Here is a 24137-nt window from a genome sequence, read left to right as displayed (position 1 = left end):
GGCGTTATGAGGAAAGAATTCCTTGAATTCACCGTAGAGCTGCGCGGCAAGTGTCTTATTGTGGGCGATAATAATCGTCGGTTTATTTAACTGCTGGATGACGTTTGCCATCGTAAATGTTTTTCCGGAACCGGTGACACCAAGAAAGGTCTCACACTGGTTTCCCTCCTTGAAACCTTGAACCAGCTGCTCGATCGCCTGAGGCTGGTCGCCGGTTGGCTTGTATTCTGATACTAATTCAAAATGATCCATAATTTATCCTTGCTCCTCTACCTGACGGATTTTCTTCTCATAATTCCCTTGTTTGATATCTTTCCGAACATCCATCAAAATTTTTCCCAACAGATTTTGTCCTTTCCATCTATCTACGCAAAACCTGTCCTTATCTTTCATAGATAGCCCAATCCCCCATATCCTATCCTTTACCGCACATTCTGCAATTACCTCTTCTCCTGTTCTTTCCAACCTTTTCCTAAGTTCAGGATTTTGGCGAAACTTCTCAAAGACTCCTTTGTAAACAATCTCTTCTCTCGATTGTCCCCAGACTGTATCATCAAAATTTTGCACTGTTCTTCCCAAAGCCTTGATCTCCGCCACGTTATCCGTCTGTAATATTTTTTCCGCTGTCTCCTGATCATGAAACAGAATTGCCTTTTCGTACATCATATACTGTTCCATTGACGAGAATGTAATATCATCAATAATAAATTCAGACAAATACCAGTTACTCAAATATCCATTCTCCTCGTCCGGATTGTGAAAACATATCACCGCTTATTCCTCCCGCAATCATTTATACCTATTTTTGTGTCCCAAGTCCACACTGTTCTCCTACCTTACAGACAGCCACCTGCAAATCAAGATCATGAAGTCCTGGATACCATTCAAACATAAATTCAACTGGAAGCAATTTGACGACTTCTTTACTTGACATCTTATATAACCATTGAAACAATGCATAAAACTGACCAATCCAGTTCGGCGCAAATCCCTTGGCCACTTTTCCTTGTTTCGGTTGATATTTATCATTTTCCAGAAAATAATTGAATAAAGATTCAGCATCCATAGTTGAAACATACGCCTGCCCTTCATCTATCAGTGCTCTTGTACGGCTTTTCATATAAGCTTCTATGAAATCTGCCACGTCTATACCAGGGCAATGCTCTTCTGCATACTCAAATAATTTTCCTTGATTTTCAATCACTTCTTCCAAATAGGCTTCGCTGAATACATCCATTTTTCTACCTCTTATATCAATTTACTAAACACATTTTCAATCTTGTTCAAACATTTCGAATAACTGACTCTTATTAGAATCCATTTAAATAGAATCCCTCTCTGCCATTGCATCCATTGCCTTTTCGCACATTATAACAAATCTTTCCGCAAAAGTATATAGGACAAGTCCCAAAATCAGAACAAACATTCGATCGTGTGCTCCATATCCATTCTTTCTCCCTTTTCTTCTCTATCAGAAAACCCCACCGAAATCGATGGGATTTTAACTTTTTGTTTCCTGTATATATATTTTTTTACCTGTAACTGTGCTTTTCATTTTCGGAAAATATCGTTGCAGTGTCTGGTCAGGGAAGCATTGATCCAGCACATATTCCACAATATTTTCCTCTACATTCCGGCTCTGTCGTTCATGCATTCTGAGCAGCGCCGCCCCGGTGAGAACCTGAGAACAGACCATGAACACCAGAAATACTCTCATTGCGGTGTTCGGCCCTGTCAGAACCGGAGTTTCCAGTTTTCTCCTGATCAGAGGATAAATCTTCCACACCCAGGCAACGCCGATTCCTCCCCACACCAGGCAGAACGGGAGGTTGATGTACTTCCCGATATGAAGCGGCATTGCGGAATAATCCCAGAAGGTCACTTCCAGAAGGTGCTCTCCCAGATAGCCGCACAGAAATTCAAACAGTGCGCCTAGAACAGTACATTTCACAAACAGATATAGCTTACTGTTTTCCTGATCTTTTGCAGTAAATAAATGCAGAAGTACTCCTCCGAATCCCCATATGCAGCTGATTGGGAAAAACAGGTTGCTGGTTCTGCTCGTAAATTCATGAAAATCAATCCAGCACCATATGGATTCAATCAGAAATCCTCCGACACCGCAGATAACATAAATCCAGAACAGCCTGTAAAAGGTTCCCGCCCATTCTTCTTTTTGTATCTTTTCGTTTTTCAGACTTATGATATGTTCCATAGCTTATTTTTTCTTTTGAATGTTCTGTTCTCCTTTCTCAGAAATCTGCTTTTATCCTACCCTTCGTTTGTTTACAGAACGTTCCTGTTTTGTTTCAGAAATATGAAAAAGAATTCCACAGAGCCGTAACTGCCCCGCAGGATTCTTCTGATTTTTGCTTCGGTATTGCAAACGCCTGTCTGTCAATCGATCTATTCGCCTGCCGTCATATCGTTTTCTCCTTTCGGAAACGTAAGAATAATCTTCAGTCCGCCATCGTTTTCGGCTTTTGCAGATCCGCCATGCTGTTTCATAATATAATCTGCCACCTAGAGTCCTACTCCGCTTCCTTTTTTCTGTCTGGACTCATCGCACCGGTAAAACCGCTCGAAAATCCGTCCGAGTTTTTCCTCCGGCACGCCGTTTCCGTTGTCTTTCCACTCCAGCTTGATCTCTGATTCTGTCTCAGCTACCGTAATATCAATTTCCACCGGCTCTACCATGGCATACTTCATGCTGTTTTCCAGAAGATTATCCAGTATTCTCCTTACCTGTTCAATATCAAACCGGACTTCCGCTATCAGCTCTTCTTTTTTATGGAAATGAAATTTCAATTTCCGAGGATCAGCAGTCACTTCTTTTTGCGCCACATAAGACGCCGCATATTCCGCCAGATCTGCTTTTATCATATGGAACGGCATCTGTCCGCTTTCCATACGTGAAAAGTCAAAGAGTTTCCGGAGCAGCTGATTCATTTCTTCTGTAGATTCGTACGCCGTTTCCAGATACCGTTTCCTCTTTTCTTCCGTATCCGCCACGCCGTCGAGCACTCCTTTGATGTATCCCCGAATGGAAGTCAGCGGGGTCCTCAGATCATGTGAAATTCCTGTAATCATGTCTGTTCTCGCTTTTTCTGTCTTTTCCCGCTGCCTTTGGTCTTCCAGAATTGTGTGCTGCATCTCATTGAACGTCTCGCAAACATGTTCAAACTCCGCTTCTCCCCGATACCTGATGTTCTCTTTTAAATTTCCACTTTTGATCCGTTCCGCTCCTTCTACCAGCTGTTCCAGCGGCTCCATGACAACCCGGTTCATTCTGCGTGTAAAGAAGGATGCCAGAAGAAGCAGAACCGCAATTGCAGCAATGCCGGCCAGGAAGACCACGCCCAGGAACATATAAAAAGCACTGTTCAGGGACAACGCTTTTCCTCCCCAATCCGCGGAATGAACCGCGGCAATATAAATCTCCTCATTCGCAAAATATTTTCCTACAATCGTTGCGTTCAGAAATGTAAAGACTTCTGTCTGTCCATCATGGTATTCTTCCGATTGAAAAAACTCAGCCAGATCTTCCATATGCTCGTCATCAGCTCCGCCCACGACACGACCATTCCGAAAAAGTGCTGTCCGGTATTTCAGATTTTCTGCCTCTTTTATAAACTCCTGTGTTTTTGCCGGATCTGTCTCTTCGATCAGCTGTGCCACCTTCCATGCATTGGAATCCACCTGGTTCTGGCTTATGGAATGAAGCTGCCTTTCAAGGGAATCCTCAAACAAAACCAGCACTCCCAAAATAATCAGTATGAAAGAAATCAAAGCTGTAAACAGTATCATCATATTGGAACGAAACACTCTCTTTTTTAATGACATGGTTTTTCCTCTTTTCCTTTTTTCTGATCTTAATCATAACGCAGACGTCTGCTTTTTCCAGATGTCTCTGCAAGCCTCTTCTGTCTGGTTTTCTTTCCTAAAGCGTACCACGGCCGGCTAAAAATTCTTCTATCATTTCTTAAACAATTTCTAAACAGTAAAAGCCGGATGGCATTCAACTGTTGAAAACCATCCGGCTCAAAAACTTCCGTCTTTCTCTTATCCTCTTTTTCCCGGTATTCTGCTCTCACACGGCACTTTTGTCTGGCATTTTCCGCATCCGTACCGGGGTGCATACTTTTTCTTTGTCTCTTCCAGAAACTGGTCGCACGGCAGATGTTCTTTTCCGTTTTCCAGCGAAATCGCTCCCGCCGGGCATCGTCTGATACATGCGCCGCAACGGGTACAGTACTCATAAATGTCTGTATATTCCCGTTTTCTCGGTTCAAATCTTTCACTGACAATCAGACTTCCGAGTCTCCCCGCAATTCCCTTTTCTGTAATCAGCCCTTTGGACAGGCCAAAGGTTCCGAGTCCGCACACAAAGGCAACATGACGTTCCGACCAGTTGCTTGTATAAGAGGCACCCTGCCATTTTTCTCCCCGTTCTGGATCTGGTTTTGTCACACTTTCAAACCTTGGGTCTGATGCCGGAATCACACTTATGATCCCCTCTTCCTTGAGAATTCTCTGGATCTCATCACAGACTGCAATGACAAACCGCTGTCCTTCAATCCTGGCGTGCAGCCACTGGGCAGACGGCTCCGCCGCATCAGTCCAGTTACTTTTTTTGACCTCATCCGTAAACGGAATAAAGAAACTGATGACACTTTTGGCGTCCGGGAGCCATGCATCCGGCAGGAGAAACTGTTCTCCCACCGCCTCTTTCTTTTTCAGCTCCTCAAACATCGGATCATTTGCATCCCCATATCCCCAGATAGGAGGATCGTACATACGAAGTCCTGCATATTCAGGCGCAATCGCTTCCTCCTCAGACACGTAATTCAGTCTGCTCTCCATGACAAACTGCTCAATCTGCTTTTCCAGCATTGTTTTCTCCATCTTTTCCGCCCCTTTCTGCCACATCCGGCAATTAGAGATACAATTCACATTCCTTTCTGACAGAGCATACTTCTTTTAACTTTTCACTGACCTCGGCCACAGCATCCGGGTGCAGTGTCCGTGCCCCATGCGGGCATACCGCCGTACATCCCATACAGGAAATACATACTTCCTCCTGGATGTCTGCCGGATCCTCCGGATCAATCGCATGCACCGGACATTTTGCCGGACAGATTCCACACTTCACACAGGTGTCTGATGGACGAGGGATCATTCCACCGCCTCCGGCTTCCCGGTACGGGCGGTTCCCCGGAATCGTTTCCGTTAAAGCCCGTTCTCCTCTCTGAATCTTCTGCCAGATCTGTTCTCCGAAAGCATGCAGATTCTCCGTATCCGTTTCATCCGGGCGGCCGGCCGCATATTGATGTGCGATCGAATGTTCCGCAATCGCAGCCACAGCCGCAGTCACCTGAAAGCCGCAGTCCTTTGCCAGATCTTCCATTTCTGCCAGTGTATCATCGTAGGCACGGTTGCCGTAAACACAGAGCAGAATACACGCTGCTCCATTTCCCTTGATTCTGGAAAACCGTTCTGCGGCTGCCGACGGAACACGACCCCCGAAAGATGGCACAGCAAATACCACCACATCCTCTTGTGTAAATTTCTCTCCGGAAAAATCGGCTCCATACGTCATCAGATCCATCGTTTCCGGTCCCCAGATCTCCGTCAGTTTTTCTGCTGCCTTTCTCGTTCCGCCTGTCGGGCTGAACAGTATGTTTACAATTCGCATCCTTTTTTTCTCCTTTAATCCTTTAGTTCTTCCTTGCTCTGCTTTCAAAATAAATAAACCGGTCAATGGAATCGAGAATATCCTTGAAATCCTCCCTTGGCGCCAGGTCAATATATTGCTTCAAAAGCTCGGTTTCCTGCTTTTTGTATCTTCCATAGAAGATATCAAACAGGTTGTGGCCCCGGAGATGAATCCGGATCTCCTCCATATGGGCCTTCACATCCTCTGCCGTCTCCAGATCTTTCCCAAGTACCTCCTGAAGCTTTCTCCCACTTCGGATTTTATGCAGATACTCCTTCCATTTTTCCAGAAAAATCTCATAGAACTCTTCTTCGGACGGTACGACTCCAAGCTGAGCCATAATCTTCGGGTTCAAAAAATAATTTTCAAACGAATAATACTTCAAAATCAGTACATTTTTCTCCGTCACCCGCGGAAGTTTATCCACGTCTTCCAGATTTCGCTCTTCATAGTACCGGCAGAGCTGCCGTTTCAGTTCCCCCGGATCTTTCCCGTCTCCATCCCGGATCATCAGGAAATTATCCCGGAGATAAATCTGGTTCATGTACTTCAGATTCGCATAGGTTTTAATATTCGTGCAGCTGTTGGTCGTAATAATAGCAATCCGGGAAAGTGTCCCGTCCTCTTCATAGGTTTCGTCATAATACTTCCGGATCAGAAGCGGCAGTCGGTTTTTATCCTGCTTTCCTTCCACAATAAAGACGAAATTTACGTTCATGAGGTCATTGGCGGAATATCCGAGATCATCCAGTACTTCACTGATATCCGTCTTTTCCCGGACTTCGGAGGAGCCGTCCTTTCCGGTCAGCACCTGGCGGATCTGTCTGCTGTTAAAGTTTGCCAAGAGATTAGGCGCATGGGTGGAAAAGATCACCTGACTCTTTCTGGAAAGCCGGTAAAGGATATCTCCTGTCACCTTCTGCAGCTTTGGATGAAGGAAAATCTCCGGATCTTCCACAAGAATCAGGTCTGTTCCCGTTTCTTTTGTCTCCTCACAGGTCTCCAGAAGGGAAAGCATGTAAATACTCCGCATGCCCTTTCCCATGCTGTCGATACTTCGGATGCCATTCTGATCATCCCTGCTGATTTCCGTTGTAACTGAAAGCATCTTCTCCATATCCCGGTTCATCGAATAACGGATTGTCTCTTTCCCTCCGTTTTTACGGAAATTTGCATTGACACGCTGGGAAAAGCTGTCAAGATTCAGATGATACAGCTTATATTCCAACAGTTTTGCGGCCTCAAACGCATTCAGTTCGGCCGTCGTCTTTTTATGAATCAGTCCGATACAGGAAAAACAGTGATTACACATTTTGGCCATATCAAACATACAGCTTCCGGATCTCATTCTTTTTACCAGATCATCCTCCTGCATCATCCAGAGATCTTCCTCAAAATTTTCCAGATCCCTTTGCGCGTCAATATAATATATTTTCGGAAAGAGCATCGGAATATGGCGGTTGTTTTTTGTGAAACCATCACCGTAGCGCACCTTCCCGTCTTTGTTCACTGTACATTCAAATGTCATCTCTCCGTCATGAAATGACGGAATCTTTCTGCAGAAGTCCCGGTACCAGGACTCATACCTTCTGTAGGAACTGACAATCCCGCACTGATGCAGTCTTTTTAAGTCTTCCTCTTCTACCGACAATGTCAGCATGATTTCAATATTGGGAAAATCTTCCCTGAAATCTTCCGGCTGAACCTGATAGATTCCTCCCGCGGTCCGGAGCGCATCCAGAATGGCCGTCTTTCCCGTACTGTTCTGTCCGACCAGGATCAATGCCTGCTCAATATCCGGGATATGAATCTCCCGGATCGACTTGAAATTTCGGATACGGATATCCTTGATACGCATGGAAACACCTTCTTTCCTTCCTTTTAGAATTATTGTAACAGGATCGCTCTCATGCTTCCAGTCATAATCCATTTTCCGTGCAAAAAACCGGACAGATTGGAAAGTTTTTCTTCCCTTTCTGTCCGGCTTTTATTTATACGTCTTTTTCTTTTATTCGGAAACCGTTTCTCCTGCCTCTACTGCATTGATCTTTTCCTGAATCGAAGCTACGGAAGAATCATCCGGCACGATGACCGAAAGCGGTCCTCCTGAGTAGGAATAGCAATACTCCGTGGAAGAAGTTCCTTCTGCTGCGACAGATACGACATCCCAGCCATTCATCCCTGCCAGCTGGACTCTGACAAGCTCCTGGAGCTGGCTTGTAGACATATTGGTCTCGGTATTTCCGCTGACCTGATCAATCAGACGAGGTCCTTTAATCAGGATCGATGGAGACATTGCCTTTTTCAGCATGGCCTCAATGACAGCCTGCTGGTTCTTTCCTCTCTGATTATCTCCCTCCGCAAGCGCGTGACGTTCACGGCAGAATGCCAGTGCTTCCTGGCCGTTGAAATGATTGGTTCCTTCTTTGACCTCAACGACAAGTCCTGACTCCTCTCCCGTCGTAAACGCAATGTCCGACTCAACATCAATGCCTCCAAGAGTATCTACCATCTCTATCAGAGATGTAAAGTTTACTCTTACATAGAATGGGATATCCACATCATACAGCTCTTCCAGAGTTGCCATGGAAGTCGCGATTCCATAAGTACCTGCATGAGTCAGCTTGTCCGGGTAACCTTCCGATACACCGGGGATCGGTACGTAATAGTCCCTCGGTGTCGTAACAAGTAAAATCTGCTTTGTCTTCGGATTCACAGTTGCGATGATGTTGACATCACTTCTGCTCTGCTGCGTAATGTCTCCATACACATCAATTCCGCTGATATAAACGCTGAACGGATCTTCGGAAACATTGACACCCGCGGCGGCTTCACTTAACTCCGGTGCTTCATTGCCGTCCGTAATATCATTTAATGCGGAACGCACTTCAAACATATAGAATGCCGCCACGAGAAGTACTGCACTGATCAGGAGTCCAAGCAGCGCTCCCAGAAAATGCTTCTTCCGGAATCCGTTCTGCATCCGGTAAACCAGAAGAACGAGAATCAAAAGGACAATTGCTGCTGCACCAAGATAAAGCCACGGAATCATTCCCAGATAAACTGCTGATGCCAGGAACAGCGCCGTAGCAATCAGCTGAATCAAAAGGACCAGCTTCCCGTTTTGCTTCCGGCTCCTTTTGCCTGACACAGGATAGGAGTCTTCCGGTCTTCTCCTTTTTGAGGAACTTTTCTCTCTCCGGTATCCAAACCCAAGATCTTCCGGCATCCGGGTTCTCCCCGGTCTTTCCTCGTAATCATAATCATCATCATCATAGTCGTCATAGTCATCGTAATCATAGTCATCATACCCGCTATAACGATCATATGTATCATAGCCTGTGTATCTGCTGTTTCTTCTATTATTAATGTAACTTTCGTCAATCTCATTTCCATCATAGTCCGTATAGCGGCTTCTGGATCGCCCTGCGGTACTGCTTTTGGAAGTTCTGGAGTAAGCCGTCCGCTGTCTTTTCCCCGGACTGCTCTGCTTTTTTCGTCTCTTCAATGCCTGCTCATAGGCCTGCCTGTCCTGACGACTCATTTTCGACATAGTTCATCTTCCCTTTTCTCTTATTTATTCCCATTCATTCCCTCGTTAGATTATATCCCGTATTCCAAAAGGAAGTCAAGCAGGACCCTTGGAAAAAAGACATCAAAACAGAGCCGGACCCCCGACAAATCCCGTATTTGCGCAGGTTCCCGGCTCTTTATGATTTTGGTTTTCACAAAAAATTAAGAAATCTGTCAGGTTTTTATCCCTGCTTGACATTGGATTCCCACTTTCTGTAAATCGCTTCAAGCGCATCTGTCACTCCTTCAATCCCCAGAAGGCTTACATTAAAAAGCATTCCATGCGCCTCAATACTTCCCCATTCTCTTCCGGTATGAGCTTCGTAATAAGTCTTTCTCTCCCGGTCCATCTTCTTAATTTTCTCCCATGCCTGTTTGGAATCCAGTCCATAAATCTTCATGATACGGCGGATCCGATCCTCCTTGTAGGCATAGATAAAAGTGTGAATGCAGTTGCTGTAATCTCCCAGAATATAGTCAGCGCATCTTCCGACGAAAATGCATGGTCCTCTCTCGGAAAGGCGGTTGATAATACTCGTCTGGACTTCATAAACCTTGTCGCTTAGCGGCACAGATTCATTGCTGTCATTGATAAAGACTGTATAATCACGCATATTTACTACATAGGCCGAGAGAAACTTTCCAAGGATTGTCTCATCCACCTTCTCTGCCGCCTCCTGACTGATCGACAGTTCATGCGCTGCCATTGAAATCAGATTGTTATCATACAGCGGAATGTTCAATCTCTCGGAAAGACGGTTTCCTACCTCATGCCCTCCGCTTCCAAACTGTCTGCCAATGGTAATAATAGTATGATTCGTCATATGCACACACTCCTTTTCGTTTATAAGTGAAACATGGAATCAGTTTTTCTTTTTCCGGATCTGGAGCTGTAGATTGACCGTCATCGGGTTGATCGTCACACCCTTTGTCTCCGGTGCAAGAAGATCCGGAATCTTTTCCGCCGGAATTACAGCTGTCCGGAAACGATTTTCTCTGTTGAATTTCTGAAATTCCATAATATCCGTAAATACCGGCTGATATGTGTCATCTTTCTTGTCTTTTAAAAGAGGAATTCCCTTATCCGCCTCAAAAGCTACGATATAACGTCCTCTGGAAAAATGTGCCATTACTTCATCCTGAAGATCTTTGATCTCCTGCTCACCTTCTCTTAACCGGAGTCTCTGGGTTTTCTGCATCAGATATAATGCCGTAAGAACCAGTTCCGGATTTTCCACCCGTACCTTTCCATCCGGTAATTCTTTTACCTCTGCCCTATGTACAATCTCCTGAAGCTGAAGGCGCTCTTCCTTGCCGGAATTCTGATCCACAACAACACAGTTGACTCCAATTGTGTAAAGATTGGAAAAAAAATGCAGAAGCTGCTTGTTCTCTACTTTTACAAGACTTACCGGCTCCTTTTCCTCAGCAAGTGCTTTCGCCGCTGTCTGTGCATCCTCCAGCTTCAAAAATACAAAAACTTCATCGTCAAATGTCTCCGGATCGCAGAAAACATATGGCATCTTTGTACATACGGATGCAATGGTATAGATCTCTGCCGCCCTCTGGATTGACTGAATTACTTCTTTTTTTCTGTCTGTCAGTGTCTCATTCTTCTTTTCGTCACTCATAATCTATATCTTTCCTTTCTGTGTCATTCCTGCATAGATATAGTATATACGATTTCTCCAAAACCTACAATTTATTTCTTTTCCTTTATTTTCGGATATGGATATGACTTAAAAAAATATAAAGAGCCATGCAAAGAGCCAGAATATATCCGATTGCGCCAAGCGCCGGAATTCCCCAAATTTTAGGTTTCATATCCGTCGTACAAATGATACTTGAGCTGATCAGAAGAGCCATCGCCAGAAATCCCATGATGATCCGCTTCACAAGTCTGGTCAGCATTTCATTCAGGTCATCTGTAGAATGCAGATCCAGATTGATCCGGTTCTGTCCTTTCAGAAAACCATGAAGAATATCTGCCGTCAAAGCAGGTATGTCAAGTGCCTTATGCAAAGACCGGTACACGCTTCTTGCATTATGCTTTAACGCATTCTTCCAGTCTTTTTCCAGGAAAATGCTTCCAGACATTCTCGCTGCTGCTATGCCGACCATATTGATCTCAGGAGCCAGATCTGCAAGAACCCCCTCCATATGTGTCAGTCCCCTTGCCAGCATTGTCAATCCGTGCGGCATCCGGATTTTATTTTTCTTCATCACTTCCATCAGATCCTGGATCACTTCGGCCAGATCGATATCCCCCATATCAACAGTTCCATATTTAGAAAGCAGATCCCCGATATCTCTGTACAGCTCGCTCTGATCCGGATGTCCCTGAAATTCTCCAAGAGCCATGACCACTTCCAGAATCAGCGCCACATCATTGGCGGCCACCCCTTTTACTGCTTCAGCAATCAGATCTTTATCTCTTTCAGTCAGCCTGCCCATCATTCCCATATCAATCCAGATGATTTTGCCGTCCCGGATTCTTACATTACCCGGATGCGGATCTGCATGGAAAAAGCCGTCATCCATAACCTGTTTAATATAGTTATCCACAAGCTTGGTCCCGATCTCTTTCAGATCGTACCCGTTTTCCAGCAGTTTTTCCTTTTCATCAATTCCAAGTCCGTCAATATACTCCATTACAAGAACATGGGTTGTCGTATATTCCTTGAAAAGCGCCGGAGTTCCCACAAAAGCCACATCTTCATTTTTTTTGGCAAATTCTTCCATGTTGGACGCTTCAATCAGAAAGTTCATTTCTTCCTGAGTGACTGCCCAGAGCTCGTCCAGCACCATATCCAGATCCACCAGACCTTTCATGCTGATGGGCGGAAGCAGCCGGACCGCCTTGTGAAGAAGCCCGATGTCGCGGGACATAATATCATAAATTCCCTTCCGCTGTACTTTTACCACTACTTTTTCCCCGGTCTTCAGTACCGCCTTATGTACCTGTGCAATGGATGCAGACCCCAGGGGAACCGGATCCACCTCTGCAAAAACCTCCGTATACGGACATCCGTAGGCTTCTTCCAGTACTTCCTGTACCTGTTCAAAAGGCATCGGAGCCACGTCAGAACGGAGCCGCATCAACTCGTCACAGTATTTTTTCGGAAGAATATCGGAATGCATGGAGGCAATCTGCCCCAGTTTGATATAGGTAGGACCAAGTTCCTCCAGAATCAGGCGGAGCTTTTCCGGTGTCACTCCACGTGAAATCGCATGCTTATGGAGCACTGAGGTTATTTCTTTTAAACGTTTTCCATATTTTTCCGATGATTGCTCGCTCATTAAAACTATTCTGTCTCTCCTTTATCCTCTTCTGATGTCTCTTCCGGTTCTTCTGCTTTTCCCTCCGGATCTGTCCCGGATTCCTCCTGTGCCTTCGGCTCTTCTTCCATCTTCTGGATCGCCGCTTTTAAATCAGCAAGCTGTTCCGGCGTCATCTTTCCTACCAGTTCCTGAAGTTCCTCCGGCGAAGACGGTTTGATAGAGACATTAACCTTTTCTTTCATGGTCTTTCTGATATTGTGTTTCAATTCTTCGTTGAGTACTTTCCCCTGTTCTACCGTGATCTCACCTTTTTTCACCATCTCATCTAGAAGATCTTTTGACTTTTCTGCCGTAACCGCTACAGCGCCTACCCCTGCAAGAAGTACTTTCTTTAAATTTTCACCTAATCCATCCATATGTATTCTCCTCTCTTTTTACGACTGTATGAACCATCCGGCTATATGCGGGACAAAAATCAGAAGTCCTATTATGACAGAAGCAATCGCTGCGATCAGAACCGCGCCTGCCGCCGTATCTTTTGCAGTTTTTGCCAGGGGCTTTTTCTCCTCCGTCACCAGATCCACTACCGCTTCCACTGCTGTATTGACAAGCTCCAGCGACATGACAAACGCACAAAGGACAATGCAGATACACCATTCTGAAACGGTAATCCGGAAGGCAATCCCCGCAATCACAACCATCAGAAGTGCCGTGCAGTGAATTTTCATATTCCTCTCTTTCCGGATTCCTGTCCAGATTCCGGCAAAAGCATATCCAAAACTCCTCCACAGCGGATTCTTCTTTTTCCCCGGCATTCTTATCATCCCCCATCTTTCTCCGGTCTTTGTATCCCGCTAATTTATTATTATTTTATCAAATCTCGAGCAAATTAACCAGTCTTTCTCATTATTTTTTTATTATTTTCAGAATTTTTCCACTTGCGAATATTAATCCACTCGGTTTTTAAATGATATCACTTCTTCTTTTTTTCAGGATTCTATTGATAAAAACGCAAAAATAGTACAAAATGAAAACAGATACAAGAAATTACACAATAGGAGAGAAAATATGAGATTATATGTAGCTTATGGAAGTAATCTTCACAAAAAACAGATGGAAGAACGGTGCCCGGGCGCAGTTCCTTACGCAGTCGGAACGCTGGAAGGATGGGAACTGATTTACCGTGGACTTGAACCGGAAAAAATCTATGCAACCATCCAGAAAAAAGAAGGTGCTGCCACCCCGGTCGCACTGTGGGATATTACTCCGGAAAATGAAAAAAGCCTTGACGAGTACGAAGTGTACCCGACCCTTTACTACAAAGAGGATGTTCCGGTTACGCTTCAGGACGGACAGACAATCACAGCCATGGTCTATATCATGGCCGAAGAAGCAAAACCGGGCCGCCCGTCAGACACCTACATCCAGACAATCCGGGAAGGCTATGGAGACTTTGGACTGGATCTGTCTGTCTTTGAAGCATCCCTGGAACATGGCTGCTGTTAAAATCCGACCTCGGTGTAAACCATCTAACGCAGCATCATAAATTAAAAAGGATCTTATTCCTATTTCTTTATGTTTTAGCGTTATAATGTTGCAACAAATGGAGGTTTACGGTTGAGACTCTCCCTACCGTGATCTTAACCGTACAACATGCCTAAAAAGTTTGCGGTTAAGGCCCTTACTTTTCAGGTTGTTAACCGTATATTATGATGTTGCATATAACGAATCACTTAACCAGCTAAAGCCACATAAACAAAAAAAGAGAGAACTCTCTTTTCCCGAAATCTGATTTCAGGAAAGGAGTTTCTCTCTTTTCTTTATAACGGTAACTATCCCTGCAATCACCAAAAGCAGGCCGCTCATCTTCCATGTCGTTTCGATCGACCAGATCTCCGCAATCTTTCCCATGACCAGCATGGAAACATAATTAAAAATACTCACAATCATTGAGTGAAAGGACAGGACTGTGGCCCTGTTTTCATGGCTGATTCCTGCATTTAATACGGTCTCCTTGAGCGGATATATGATCCCCAGGAAAAACTCAAACAGAAGGATTCCAAACAGCAGGTTCCAGAATGTATGCAGATATGCCAGTGCAAACACACTGATTCCGCATACTGCACTAATCACTGCAAGTGCCGAAAACGACCGTTCTTTTCTTCGTTCCAGTACTGCATTGCCAGCCAGCATTGCGGCCCGCATCAATACCCACGCCAGCCCGATCACTGTATAATTAACGCGTTCAAAACTGTGCAGCACCGGCGACCAGAATACAAATACCGGTGAAAACGCAAAAGTCAGAATACTGTTAAACAAAATCACATTCCAGACATTTTTGTCTTTCATACAGTACTGCACGCTCTCTTTTATGACTTTTTTTACACCAGACGCTGCTTCTGAAATCTGCCTTTGTGTTCTCGTCTTTCTGACCGTCTCCACCTTTGGCATCACTACGAGGCTGATTCCTATGTAAATCACCGCTGCCACAAAAGCAAGCAGGAAAATTCCTTCGAGATAAAAATCCGCAACCAGACCTCCTAACAGGCCGGACAGGATCATCATGACAGAAATCCCTTTGTTTTTCAAAATAAAGACCGTTCTGCTTTCTTCTGTCGACGTATTGTCGATAACCCATGCATCCAGCGTCCCGGACTCAAAAGCACAGGCAATACCAAGAGAAATCTGTGCCGCCAGAAATACCGGCATTGTATCACAGAAGAAAAACAGCACATTGGTCACAGCCATCAGAATTCCGCTGAGTACAGTCGTCCTGACATATCCAATTGAATCCGCCAACGCGCCAGTCGGAATCTCCATGAAAAACGAAACAATCAGCGACATGGCAACAACAAGATTTGCTTCCATCGTATTCAGTCCCTTGCTGTACAGAAACAGAACAAATGTCGCACCTGTAATTCCCGCATAAAACTCAAACAGACAGTTCAACAGCAGAAAAGTTCTTCTGACTTTCTTCCTTCTTACGCTTTCCGAAGCGTCAATCATGCTTCCTTTTCTCATACCCTTCATCCCATTTCCATTTTAGAAATATATTGTTTCGATTATATCACCAGCATAATAAAATTGCTATTAATTTTTAAATTTTAATTTTATAAATTAACTTTTTAGATATTTCCATCTATAATGACAGAAATTTATTAATCCCTTTTTCTATACGATATTTCATCAAAAGGAGGTTGCATATGAAGCACTCTTTAATTCAATTGGATTCTTTTATTAATGCCACACGGCCTCTTGGGCTTTTGGGTGTGAAAATAAATATTGGGAAAACGCTTGTTGGCGAATGGTATCTTGAAGAAGACCATCGTAGAAACGTCTATTCTGCAGCCAAGAGTTTCACTGTCTGCGCTGTAGGTTTTGCACTTCAGGAAAATTTGTTATCCTTAGACGAAAAGCTAACAGATGCTTTTGCAGAAGACCTGCCGTCTACAATCAGTGAGAATTTATCCTGTGCAACTGTGAAAGATCTGCTGACTATGCATTTAGGACAGAAAAGGAGTTATCTCCGGGATGCAGAGCGCCCTCTTTTAGAATCTGATAACTGGGTCAGACTGTCTCTCCGTTTTCCGTTTCTTTACAGCCCTGGTTCCAAATTTGTTTATAATAATGTTGGTCCGTATCTGGCGGGTGTTCTGGTACAAAGACGCGCAAAATGTAATCTCGTTGAGTATTTGACTCCTCGTCTTTTTACCTATCTTGGCATCAAGAATCCCACCTGGGAAACTGATCCCCTCGGAAATACTTTTGGCTCTGCAGGGCTGATGTTAACCTTATCCGAGCTTCATCGCTTTGGTTTATTTTGTCTCCAGCAAGGCAAATGGAATGGAAAGCAACTACTGGATTCCGACTGGATCAATGAATGCAGCCGCCAACACTATGATGCTCCGTACGGTTATTGTTTTTGGTGTGGAAAGCACCATTCCTTTCGAGCAGATGGGAAATATTCGCAGTTGTCAATTATATTTCCAGACGAACAGGCAGTCGTCACAACTTTTGCAGAGTGCCGGGATGGAGGTCGTTTTCTCAATGCTGTCTATGAACTGCTTTACCCTCAAATTTCTAGATAAATTTTTCCCATCTCTTTCCAAATAGCACAAAAGAAGTACATTTTGATCTTCTACTCTCAAAATGTACTTCTTTTTTCTATATTCCATCTTAACACACCACTTTCTTCCGTCACCCCAAAGAAGATGCTATTCTTTTCTCAAGGAAATTACCAGCGCCACTCCAAGAATCACCGCGCCTCCGATCAGTTCCCGGATCCCCGGCACTTCTCCGAGAAAGAGAAGTGCATACACGATCCCGTAAACTGTTTCCATACCGGAGATAATACCAGCCGTCTGAGCTTTTACTTTCCGCTGTGCAGCCACATACAGGGAATGGGCGAATGCAGTACAGATAAAACCGATTGCAGCAATACCGAGAATATTCTGTGTTGTCCAGCTTGTTTTGACAAAAAATATTGCCGGAAGCAGGACAACCGCTGCCGTTCCCTGTTCGTACAGGCAGACTGTTCTTGCCGCATAACTGCGGGATAGATACCGGTTTGCCAGAGACAGAACCGCATACGACAGACTGGACACCATTCCCCAAAGGATCCCGATGGTAATCTGATTCTCCAGTGAAAATTCCGGTATCGTAATAAAGACGCCAAGAAGCAGGACCGCCGCGCTCAACACACTTGTCACTTTCAATTTTTCCCGGAACAAAAGTGGTTCCAGAAATGTCAAAAACAGCGGGAACGTAGAAAAGGTAATGGTCCCGATTGCCACAGAGGAACTTTGAATCGCCTGGAAAAAGGTCGTCCAGTGGACTGCCAGAATGATCCCTGCAAACACCGCGATTCCGTAGTCTTTCCTCGATTTAAGTTTCAGGGAGGCTCGGCCTGCTATAGAAAGCAGGAAAAGCAAAAGGGAGGAACAGATGACCCGCCCTCCTGCTACAATCACTGCCGGAGCTGTCACAAACTGTCCAAGGACAGCAGACAGCCCAAACAGCATGACTGCAATATGTAATGATATCAGACTTTTTCTATATTCTTCTGACTGAACTGACTGCTCTTCGTTGTGCATGCCGATCGTTTCTCCTTTGTCTATCCGTATTGCCGTCTTCTTTCTTTTTTCTTTTGATTACGGCTTTCCACACCTGCGGCTATCCAGAAAATCAGTGTACCGATCCATCCGCATATAACCCAGGCTCCATAAATTTCCACCTCCTGATTATAACATGCCCGGAGCGTCTGGTACAGTTCCAGATCGGTCCATCTATCATCCGCAAAGAATCCCCGGATTCCATCCACATAAAACCGGATATCCAGGATCTGTTCCGGCGGCAGAAATTCTCTCGGTATCTCAAGTTTTCCTGTCAGAAAATAGATCACCACAAGCCATGCTCCAATCATCAGTACGCCTTCGACTCCCTGTCTCCACTGCTTCTCCTGCAATGCCCCGAGTTTTCGGATACCGACAAACAGAAGGATCACGCTCATCGGAAGCAATGCAATCAGCCATGACAGATACACTGCCTGAGAAGCCATTGTTCTGTGTGAGGACAGATTCAGACTCTCTCCTTCGATCTGTCTGCCAAAAACATTCCATGTAAAGTCAGACACCTGATTGACATGAAGCGGCTTCTCATTCGTCTTTCTGACAGTATAAATCGAAATCTCTCCCGAACCCTTCTCTATGTTTTTTACCTCGTATCCGGCAGTTTCTGCCTTCATAATCTCCCCGGCCTCTAAAGGCTCTACAAGTTTCAGCAGGATTCCTTCCGGGAGCTTTTCGATCTGCTTTTCCATACCCCGTCCAATCAACATATGAAAAGCCAACAATCCTGCAAGCAGAATCAATGTTGTAAGAAACAGAACAATTCCTCTACTACTCTTTTTTCTCTCCTTTTCCATCATTCTTCCCCCGCAATCACCGTTCAATTATCCGGCTATTATTGTCTAAATTATATCATTGTCAAAAATATTTGTCTATCATTATAGATTTAAATTCATTTTTTTGTGATAATATTTAATTATCAATATTATTTGTCAATATTTTCATCTAGAATATTCTTTAATCTTCCCTTAATATTTATTCTGATTATTTTCTTTTATATAAAATATTCCAAAATTTTACCCACCCCCCATTAAATTGACACACATTTTATTTGTTGATATAATAAGGGAAATACAATTTATGTGAGGGCAAAGGTATGATATCTGTAAAACAAGTTAGTAAATCTTTTCATGGTAATTGTGTTCTGGATCACATCAGCTTTGAAATCCCGGATCAGACAGCCACGGCGCTGATCGGACCAAATGGAATCGGAAAAACAACGCTTTTGAATATTCTGTGCGGATCTCTGGTACCGGATTCTGGCGAAGTCACCTCCGAAACTCCTGATTTTCAAAGAGAAATTTTTACCGTTCTGTCGGGTTCCCATCAGCTGTATGCGAAAAATACAGTGAAAGAAAACATCGAATTCCTTGCGGTGCTGCGGGGCCTTTCCAACTCGGATATCCGGCAGAACCTGGACCGGTACCTGCCTTCTTTCCCGCTGTATGACTCCGTAAAAAACAAACTGTTTGAGGAGCTCTCTACCGGTCAGAAACAGCTGATGATTCTGCTTGCGGCTCTGGTGACGAATTCCCGGTATCTGATTTTAGACGAACCGACCGAAGGACTGGATCTGGATCACAAACGGGCACTGCTTCACGCTGTTACTTCCATCCGAAATACGAAGACCATTTTGATCACATCCCATGATTCGGACTTTATTACGTCGGCCGCCGAACGATTTCTGTTTCTGAAAGACGGGCAGATCGCAGTCGAAAAAGAACATCTTGATACAAAGGAATTTCTGAAAATTTATGAAGCATTATATTTGCAGGGGGAATCGTTATGAGAATAATCTGGTATGAATGTAAAATGGATGTGTTAAGGACGTTCCGCTATAAGATGGGACTGGTTTCTGACCTGGTGATTTATACATTACTTCTCTGTTTTTTCTTTTGGTCTAATACAGGGCAGTCCTTTCAAGAACTGTATGGCGTAGAAAATTATCAGGCACTGCTTCTTCTGGGCTACGTGGCATGGACCTTTTCTGTCACAGCAATTTCCACTATTGCTTCCCAGCTTCTGGCAGAGCTTCAGCGCGGCACCCTCTTTTTCAAGCTTCACTCCCGTCTTCCGCTTCAGATTCTCTATCTGGGAGACCTGCTTTCCTCGGTGCTCGTCCAGACTATTGTTGTGATCATTTATTCTGTTGTAACATATTTCTTTTTCGGGGTACGGTATACAGTAACACTTCCGATCGTAGCCGCATTCTTAATTTCCATCCTCGGCATGTACGGAATCGGGCTGATGATCGCAGGGCTTTCTCTGTATTACAAACGGATCGGCGCTATTGTGCTTCTGGTACAGTTATTTCTTCTTTTTGTTACGGATACCATTCCAACATCGCCAGTCATCACAGAAGTTTCCAGTGTGCTTCCGCTTACGATGTGTAATACCGTGATCCGGAACAGCTTTGTTCACAAAGATCTGGGAATGACGTTCCTTTTGCTGTGCGTCGTCAGCCTTCTCTGGTTTGCGGCTGGATATATAGTCTTTGACTGTTTTATGAAACAGGCCAAGAAAAAAGGCAATCTTCTTTTATACTGATGTACTGTTTTTGCAGACCCTTCTTTCTCCGGGAGAGAACTGGTTTCCTATTCGACAAAAGGAACCATTTCTCTCCCTTTTCATACCCTGATAGTGAAGGATTTATTTCCTCCAAAATAAAAAACAGGAGGCACTTTCATGGGTATTACAAACTCTAACAAAGAGGTCAATGTCTCACAGATCACCTGCGGCGGAACCTTCCAGGTAACACTTGGTCTTTCGGCAGCTCCGGATATTTCGGAAAATCCGGTGGATATTGTTCTTGTTCTCGACCGCTCCGGCAGTATGGCCGGAAGCCCGCTCGAAAATCTGAAGCTTGGGGCGGACACCTTTATTGACATTATCGATGAAACTACCGACAGTACTCAGGATGGACAGATCGGCTCGGGAAGCCATATCGGTATCGTCAGCTTTTCCAGCAACGCATCAGCAGACACACAGCTGATTACTTCGGTTGCTGACTTAAAGGCGGCGGTAGCTGCGCTTTCTGCAGGTGGATCCACCAACCATGCAGACGCATTTTCCACTGCAGCATCCCTCTTTGACCCTTCTTCTTCCAACGAAAAGGTCATTGTCATGTTTACAGACGGGAAAACGACTTCCGGAATTCCTCCTGCACCGGTCGCAGAAATGATCCGTGATTCGGGGATCATTATTTACTGTATCGGTCTGATTGGAGACACAGGAATTGATGTGGATGTACTCAATGACTGGGCAACAGATCCGGATGCATCTCATGTTGCTGTCACCCCGGATGATTCTGAACTGGAGGACTTGTTTGCGGATCTGGCGGCCAACATTTCCAAGCCGGGAGCAACAAATATTGTCATTAATGAGACTCTCAATCCGGATTTCACTATTGTAAGTATTGGCATGCCTTCTTCCGGTACTGCCTCCGCCATTGATTCCCAGTCTCTGCAATGGAAAATTCCATCACTCGGAGTCTCTGGAAACGAGGGCGCGTCTTTGGAATTCTATGTGCAGCACACCGGCCAGACTTCCGGAAATCTTCCTGTCAACCAGTCCATTTTCTACTCGGATACGGAAGGTAATACCGTATCCTTCCCTGAACCTTCCGTTCAGGTTGAATGCGGCGTTTCGGTAGACCCAGAGCCTTGTCCGGTTCCGGTCGATTTTACAATCGGAAAATGCCAGGACTCTCTGGTCGTTGATCTGGGAGATGCGTATCTGGAATCTTCCGGCCGGATCGTACAGCTCAATGTCAAACTGAAAAATGTCTGCCCTCACAAACGGGTTGCTCTCGGAATTATTCTGACCGAAACCGATAACTACGGAAGCGAATATCAGCGTGGCATGAAGGCCATCACCATACCGGCCCATACTCAGAAGAACTGTCAGGATGTAGAAATAAAATGCATCAAGTTTGTTCTTCCGGAAGACCTGAATGTATCCGGCTGTCCATGCCAGTCGCTGTGCTGTGAACGGCATCTGAAAGTGCGGATCATCGCACATTATATCGATACCGACTTCCGGTGCTGCGATTCCACCGTAACCTTCTAACGTATAACAGGGAGAGCATTTCGTCTCTCCCCCTTTTTCTTTCTATATCTAACAAATCTTATTGCCATTTGCCACAAGCTTGAACTTGCATCCCAGAACCTCGGCGGCTCTCCGGCACATGATCATCCGTTCCAGAAAAATTTCAAAATAATCCATCACCGTACACATCTCGTCATCCAGCTCCAGATTCATCTGAATCACTCTCTTCTCTTTTTTGACTTCCAGACTGGAGGCCAGCACCGCATAGTTAACCCGGTCGTGGATATCAAAATTGGCAATAGTCGGATTCTGCACCCGGTTTCTCCGCACATCGGTTTTGTCCGCCAGAATCAGCGCCGCAGAGACGATGTCCACGGCAGTTCCTGTGGATTCATCGTGGTTCCCGATCGCTGTTGTCACAGTCATTACATCCCGGAGAGGCATCCCCATTTCTTTTAAAATTCCATAAGCCAACAGTGCTCCGGTATGGGCGTGGTCGTGCCGGTTGATGCTGTTGCCGATATCATGCATGTACCCGGCAATTTTGCTGAGCCGGATTTCTTTTGGCCCATACCCAAGATCTTTGAGAATCTTTCCGGCGGTTTCTGCCACCTTGGCGGCATGTTTTCGGGAATGTTCCGTAAATCCAAGAACATCCAGCACCTCATTTCCTTTCTCTATCAAAAGATTTATCTCTTCATTTTCCTTTACCTTTCTGTAAGTAATGATGTCTTGTTTCTTTTCTGCCATATATTCTGTCGTAACTCCTCTTCTTATAATCTTGTAATTGCGTCCATGGCAAGGGCGGAACGCTCACATTCCTCCGGCGTGAAGGTCACCTGCCAGCAGAGCGGGCTTCCTTTCATATATTCGGAAGCATAACTGAGACCATTCGTCCGCTCATCCAGCATCGGACGGTCAATCTGGTTCGTATCACCAAGCAGAATGATTTTGGTGCCTTTTCCTGCTCTTGTAATAATTCCTTTTACCTGATTCGGCGTCATGTTCTGTGCTTCATCGATAATCAGATAAGTCTTCATAATGGAACGCCCGCGAATATAATTTAACGCTTCCGTCTGAATCAGCCCGCGGTCGAAGATTTCATCGATCTTCCCCTGTAATTCCCGCTCATCTTTATAGCGTTCTTCCTCGTTGGAATCGATCAGCTGTTCCAGATTGTCAATGACAGGACGCATCAGCGGAGAAATCTTCTCCTGTTCGTCTCCCGGGAGAAAACCGATGTCCGAGTCAAACTGTGCGTTTGGCCTGGAAATCAGAATTCTCCGGTATTCTCCCGTTGGATGATTCAGGATTTTTTCCAGACCGACCGCCAGCGTATAGAAAGTCTTACTGGTCCCTGCCCTGCCTTTGATAATAACAAGCGGTGCCTTTTCAGCCGGCTGCATCAGTGCTTCCTGTACGAAATATTGTCCTGCATTTCTTGGAGAAACACCGTAAGGCTGGGTTTTCCGGTATTCCAGCTTTTTAATCACTCCCTTTTCCACCCGACCGAGCTGGGTTTTCTTTGCAGACTGATCCGCCTTTAAAATCACAAATTCATTTTCTTCCAGCTTTGGCACGATCCGGTTACCCTGTTCGTCCGAAAGGTAGACATCCTCCACCGGAACACCCTTTTTCTTAAACTCTTTGAATTTTTCTTCCGGCACATACACTTCTATCCTTCCCCTGTACTGCCCTTCATACTCTACAACCTGCTCTGTCGTATAATCTTCTGCCCGGATTCCGATGATCTGTGCCTTAATTCTGAGCAAAATGTCTTTTGTCACAAGAACCACCTGTTCCTCACAGGACTCCGCCAATCCCTTGCAGACTTTCAAAATCCGGTTATCCATCTTCTCTTCCGGCAGATCCTCAGGGAGCGTCACGTTTACAAAGTTTTTCTCCACCCGGAGTATACCTCCTGATGCCAGTTCAATTCCTTCCAGCAGATCTCCTTTTTGCCGGAGTTCTTCCAGAATCCGGATCGCTGTCCTGGCATTTCTTCCTTTCTCGCCATCTGCCTTCTTGAGATTATCCAGCTCTTCCAGTACAACAACAGGCAGAATCACCTGATTATCCTCAAAACTGAGCAGTGCCTGTGGATTCTGAATGAGAATGTTGGTGTCGATGACATAGATTTTTACCATATGCAGGTCTCCTTTACCATATAGACTTTTCATAAAACACAAAAGGAAAGCTGTTCTTCCCCTTTATGGAAATTATAGCTTTCCTGTATTTTAACTTTGCTCAGATTTGGGTTAAATTTGGGTTAAAGCAGGCATGCAGATAAACATTGCCATTTCCTTTTTATCAGGATTTTACTTAGACTTGACAGAAAGCCAGTAGTTCATACCGGTTCTTTCTTTTATAATGACAGTAAAGATTGGAGGAGT

24 protein-coding genes are annotated in these 24137 nt (G+C 44.8%); 5 read left to right on the top strand and 19 right to left on the bottom strand.

The annotated features are described in order from the left end of the window. From FGQ85_RS00295 to FGQ85_RS00230, 14 genes are all read right to left on the bottom strand, one after another. A partial coding sequence (locus FGQ85_RS00295) for a DEAD/DEAH box helicase family protein (protein ID WP_171027845.1) occupies positions 1 to 252 on the bottom strand: 252 nt, incomplete at its 3' end. Positions 253 to 255: 3 nt separating this feature from the next. Beyond that, positions 256 to 771 (bottom strand): NADAR family protein, encoded by a 516-nt coding sequence (locus FGQ85_RS00290; RefSeq protein ID WP_138372380.1) that lies wholly within the window; start codon positions 769 to 771, stop codon positions 256 to 258. A gap of 28 nt (positions 772 to 799) precedes the next feature. Next, a complete protein-coding gene (locus FGQ85_RS00285) occupies positions 800 to 1237 on the bottom strand; it encodes a hypothetical protein (protein WP_138372379.1) in 438 nt (145 codons plus the stop codon). A gap of 264 nt (positions 1238 to 1501) precedes the next feature. After that, positions 1502 to 2215 (bottom strand): putative ABC transporter permease, encoded by a 714-nt coding sequence (locus tag FGQ85_RS00280; protein WP_138372378.1) that lies wholly within the window; start codon positions 2213 to 2215, stop codon positions 1502 to 1504. A gap of 308 nt (positions 2216 to 2523) precedes the next feature. Continuing rightward, entirely contained in the window at positions 2524 to 3843 is a 1320-nt protein-coding gene (locus FGQ85_RS00275; RefSeq protein WP_138372377.1) for a HAMP domain-containing sensor histidine kinase, read from the bottom strand. A gap of 219 nt (positions 3844 to 4062) precedes the next feature. After that, positions 4063 to 4905: a 4Fe-4S binding protein gene (locus tag FGQ85_RS00270; protein WP_087168878.1), complete on the bottom strand. Its 843-nt coding sequence runs from the start codon at positions 4903 to 4905 to the stop codon at positions 4063 to 4065. A 31-nt stretch (positions 4906 to 4936) separates the two neighbouring features. Then, on the bottom strand, positions 4937 to 5695 hold the full coding sequence (locus tag FGQ85_RS00265; protein ID WP_138372376.1) for a 4Fe-4S dicluster domain-containing protein: 759 nt from the start codon (positions 5693 to 5695) through the stop codon (positions 4937 to 4939). Positions 5696 to 5717: 22 nt separating this feature from the next. Continuing rightward, complete coding sequence (locus tag FGQ85_RS00260; protein WP_138372375.1) at positions 5718 to 7574, bottom strand: AAA family ATPase; 1857 nt, start codon at positions 7572 to 7574, stop codon at positions 5718 to 5720. Positions 7575 to 7724: 150 nt separating this feature from the next. Further along, positions 7725 to 9269 (bottom strand): LCP family protein, encoded by a 1545-nt coding sequence (locus FGQ85_RS00255; RefSeq protein ID WP_243128456.1) that lies wholly within the window; start codon positions 9267 to 9269, stop codon positions 7725 to 7727. 202 nt (positions 9270 to 9471) lie between these two features. After that, a complete protein-coding gene (locus FGQ85_RS00250) occupies positions 9472 to 10113 on the bottom strand; it encodes a cytidylate kinase-like family protein (protein WP_087168875.1) in 642 nt (213 codons plus the stop codon). Between the two features lie 39 nt (positions 10114 to 10152). After that, the gene (locus FGQ85_RS00245) at positions 10153 to 10920 is read right to left on the bottom strand and encodes an SseB family protein (RefSeq protein WP_087168874.1); all 768 of its coding nucleotides are present in this window, start codon (positions 10918 to 10920) and stop codon (positions 10153 to 10155) included. A gap of 85 nt (positions 10921 to 11005) precedes the next feature. Further along, positions 11006 to 12589 (bottom strand): AarF/UbiB family protein, encoded by a 1584-nt coding sequence (locus FGQ85_RS00240; protein WP_087168873.1) that lies wholly within the window; start codon positions 12587 to 12589, stop codon positions 11006 to 11008. Positions 12590 to 12594: 5 nt separating this feature from the next. Beyond that, entirely contained in the window at positions 12595 to 12987 is a 393-nt protein-coding gene (locus tag FGQ85_RS00235; RefSeq protein ID WP_087168872.1) for a hypothetical protein, read from the bottom strand. Positions 12988 to 13005: 18 nt separating this feature from the next. Continuing rightward, positions 13006 to 13386 carry a diacylglycerol kinase family protein gene (locus FGQ85_RS00230; protein ID WP_138372374.1) on the bottom strand — a complete coding sequence of 127 codons (381 nt, stop codon included), beginning with the start codon at positions 13384 to 13386 and terminating at the stop codon, positions 13006 to 13008. A 253-nt stretch (positions 13387 to 13639) separates the two neighbouring features. On the opposite strand from FGQ85_RS00230, the gene FGQ85_RS00225 reads away from it, so the two are divergent. After that, the gene (locus tag FGQ85_RS00225; protein ID WP_087168870.1) at positions 13640 to 14077 is read left to right on the top strand and encodes a gamma-glutamylcyclotransferase family protein; all 438 of its coding nucleotides are present in this window, start codon (positions 13640 to 13642) and stop codon (positions 14075 to 14077) included. A 288-nt stretch (positions 14078 to 14365) separates the two neighbouring features. On the opposite strand, the gene FGQ85_RS00220 is transcribed toward FGQ85_RS00225, so the two are convergent. Further along, positions 14366 to 15592, bottom strand: coding sequence for an MFS transporter (locus tag FGQ85_RS00220; protein WP_171027844.1), 1227 nt, complete (start codon positions 15590 to 15592; stop codon positions 14366 to 14368). Positions 15593 to 15774: 182 nt separating this feature from the next. On the opposite strand from FGQ85_RS00220, the gene FGQ85_RS00215 reads away from it, so the two are divergent. Beyond that, the gene (locus tag FGQ85_RS00215; RefSeq protein WP_138372372.1) at positions 15775 to 16659 is read left to right on the top strand and encodes a serine hydrolase; all 885 of its coding nucleotides are present in this window, start codon (positions 15775 to 15777) and stop codon (positions 16657 to 16659) included. A gap of 126 nt (positions 16660 to 16785) precedes the next feature. Here the strand turns inward: FGQ85_RS00215 and FGQ85_RS00210 are convergent, their stop codons facing one another. After that, the gene (locus tag FGQ85_RS00210) at positions 16786 to 17664 is read right to left on the bottom strand and encodes a DMT family transporter (protein ID WP_138372371.1); all 879 of its coding nucleotides are present in this window, start codon (positions 17662 to 17664) and stop codon (positions 16786 to 16788) included. 20 nt (positions 17665 to 17684) lie between these two features. After that, positions 17685 to 18494, bottom strand: a complete 810-nt coding sequence (locus FGQ85_RS00205; protein ID WP_138372370.1) for a hypothetical protein — start codon at positions 18492 to 18494, stop codon at positions 17685 to 17687. A 299-nt stretch (positions 18495 to 18793) separates the two neighbouring features. Here FGQ85_RS00205 and FGQ85_RS00200 point away from each other — a divergent pair, with 299 nt between their 5' ends. The 3 genes from FGQ85_RS00200 (at position 18794) to FGQ85_RS00190 (ending at position 21765) form a co-directional block, all read left to right on the top strand. Then, positions 18794 to 19486 (top strand): ABC transporter ATP-binding protein, encoded by a 693-nt coding sequence (locus FGQ85_RS00200; RefSeq protein WP_138372369.1) that lies wholly within the window; start codon positions 18794 to 18796, stop codon positions 19484 to 19486. After that, positions 19483 to 20244, top strand: coding sequence for an ABC transporter permease (locus tag FGQ85_RS00195; RefSeq protein ID WP_138372368.1), 762 nt, complete (start codon positions 19483 to 19485; stop codon positions 20242 to 20244). Before FGQ85_RS00200 ends, FGQ85_RS00195 begins: the two co-directional genes overlap by 4 nt. Before the next feature lie 138 nt (positions 20245 to 20382). Further along, the gene (locus tag FGQ85_RS00190) at positions 20383 to 21765 is read left to right on the top strand and encodes a VWA domain-containing protein (RefSeq protein WP_138372367.1); all 1383 of its coding nucleotides are present in this window, start codon (positions 20383 to 20385) and stop codon (positions 21763 to 21765) included. A gap of 48 nt (positions 21766 to 21813) precedes the next feature. Here the strand turns inward: FGQ85_RS00190 and FGQ85_RS00185 are convergent, their stop codons facing one another. Both FGQ85_RS00185 and FGQ85_RS00180 read right to left on the bottom strand, forming a co-directional pair. Beyond that, positions 21814 to 22494 (bottom strand): HD domain-containing protein, encoded by a 681-nt coding sequence (locus tag FGQ85_RS00185; protein WP_138372366.1) that lies wholly within the window; start codon positions 22492 to 22494, stop codon positions 21814 to 21816. A 23-nt stretch (positions 22495 to 22517) separates the two neighbouring features. Continuing rightward, positions 22518 to 23891 (bottom strand): PhoH family protein, encoded by a 1374-nt coding sequence (locus tag FGQ85_RS00180; protein ID WP_138372365.1) that lies wholly within the window; start codon positions 23889 to 23891, stop codon positions 22518 to 22520. Positions 23892 to 24137: the final 246 nt, after the last annotated feature.

This window comes from Pseudoflavonifractor sp. BSD2780061688st1 E11 (assembly GCF_005844125.1).
In the GTDB taxonomy this organism is placed as follows: domain Bacteria; phylum Bacillota; class Clostridia; order Lachnospirales; family Lachnospiraceae; genus Sellimonas; species Sellimonas catena.
The sequence above is the reverse complement of the archived record's forward strand: the minus strand, read 5'-3'. Positions and strand labels throughout refer to the sequence as shown.

Bases quoted from the DNA above. Each gene is read 5' to 3' on its own strand.
- FGQ85_RS00250 (WP_087168875.1), bottom strand. From the start codon at position 10,113: ATGACGAATCATACTATTATTACCATTGGCAGACAGTTTGGAAGCGGA.
- FGQ85_RS00245 (WP_087168874.1), bottom strand. From the start codon at position 10,920: ATGAGTGACGAAAAGAAGAATGAGACACTGACAGACAGAAAAAAAGAA.
- FGQ85_RS00235 (WP_087168872.1), bottom strand. From the start codon at position 12,987: ATGGATGGATTAGGTGAAAATTTAAAGAAAGTACTTCTTGCAGGGGTA.
- FGQ85_RS00220 (WP_171027844.1), bottom strand. From the start codon at position 15,592: ATGAGAAAAGGAAGCATGATTGACGCTTCGGAAAGCGTAAGAAGGAAG.
- FGQ85_RS00230 (WP_138372374.1), bottom strand. From the start codon at position 13,386: ATGCCGGGGAAAAAGAAGAATCCGCTGTGGAGGAGTTTTGGATATGCT.
- FGQ85_RS00205 (WP_138372370.1), bottom strand. From the start codon at position 18,494: ATGGAAAAGGAGAGAAAAAAGAGTAGTAGAGGAATTGTTCTGTTTCTT.
- FGQ85_RS00265 (WP_138372376.1), bottom strand. From the start codon at position 5,695: ATGCGAATTGTAAACATACTGTTCAGCCCGACAGGCGGAACGAGAAAG.
- FGQ85_RS00240 (WP_087168873.1), bottom strand. From the start codon at position 12,589: ATGAGCGAGCAATCATCGGAAAAATATGGAAAACGTTTAAAAGAAATA.
- FGQ85_RS00255 (WP_243128456.1), bottom strand. From the start codon at position 9,269: ATGTCGAAAATGAGTCGTCAGGACAGGCAGGCCTATGAGCAGGCATTG.
- FGQ85_RS00260 (WP_138372375.1), bottom strand. From the start codon at position 7,574: ATGCGTATCAAGGATATCCGTATCCGAAATTTCAAGTCGATCCGGGAG.
- FGQ85_RS00180 (WP_138372365.1), bottom strand. From the start codon at position 23,891: ATGGTAAAAATCTATGTCATCGACACCAACATTCTCATTCAGAATCCA.
- FGQ85_RS00285 (WP_138372379.1), bottom strand. From the start codon at position 1,237: ATGGATGTATTCAGCGAAGCCTATTTGGAAGAAGTGATTGAAAATCAA.
- FGQ85_RS00200 (WP_138372369.1), top strand. From the start codon at position 18,794: ATGATATCTGTAAAACAAGTTAGTAAATCTTTTCATGGTAATTGTGTT.
- FGQ85_RS00195 (WP_138372368.1), top strand. From the start codon at position 19,483: ATGAGAATAATCTGGTATGAATGTAAAATGGATGTGTTAAGGACGTTC.
- FGQ85_RS00215 (WP_138372372.1), top strand. From the start codon at position 15,775: ATGAAGCACTCTTTAATTCAATTGGATTCTTTTATTAATGCCACACGG.
- FGQ85_RS00270 (WP_087168878.1), bottom strand. From the start codon at position 4,905: ATGGAGAAAACAATGCTGGAAAAGCAGATTGAGCAGTTTGTCATGGAG.
- FGQ85_RS00225 (WP_087168870.1), top strand. From the start codon at position 13,640: ATGAGATTATATGTAGCTTATGGAAGTAATCTTCACAAAAAACAGATG.
- FGQ85_RS00185 (WP_138372366.1), bottom strand. From the start codon at position 22,494: ATGGCAGAAAAGAAACAAGACATCATTACTTACAGAAAGGTAAAGGAA.
- FGQ85_RS00275 (WP_138372377.1), bottom strand. From the start codon at position 3,843: ATGTCATTAAAAAAGAGAGTGTTTCGTTCCAATATGATGATACTGTTT.
- FGQ85_RS00210 (WP_138372371.1), bottom strand. From the start codon at position 17,664: ATGCACAACGAAGAGCAGTCAGTTCAGTCAGAAGAATATAGAAAAAGT.
- FGQ85_RS00190 (WP_138372367.1), top strand. From the start codon at position 20,383: ATGGGTATTACAAACTCTAACAAAGAGGTCAATGTCTCACAGATCACC.
- FGQ85_RS00280 (WP_138372378.1), bottom strand. From the start codon at position 2,215: ATGGAACATATCATAAGTCTGAAAAACGAAAAGATACAAAAAGAAGAA.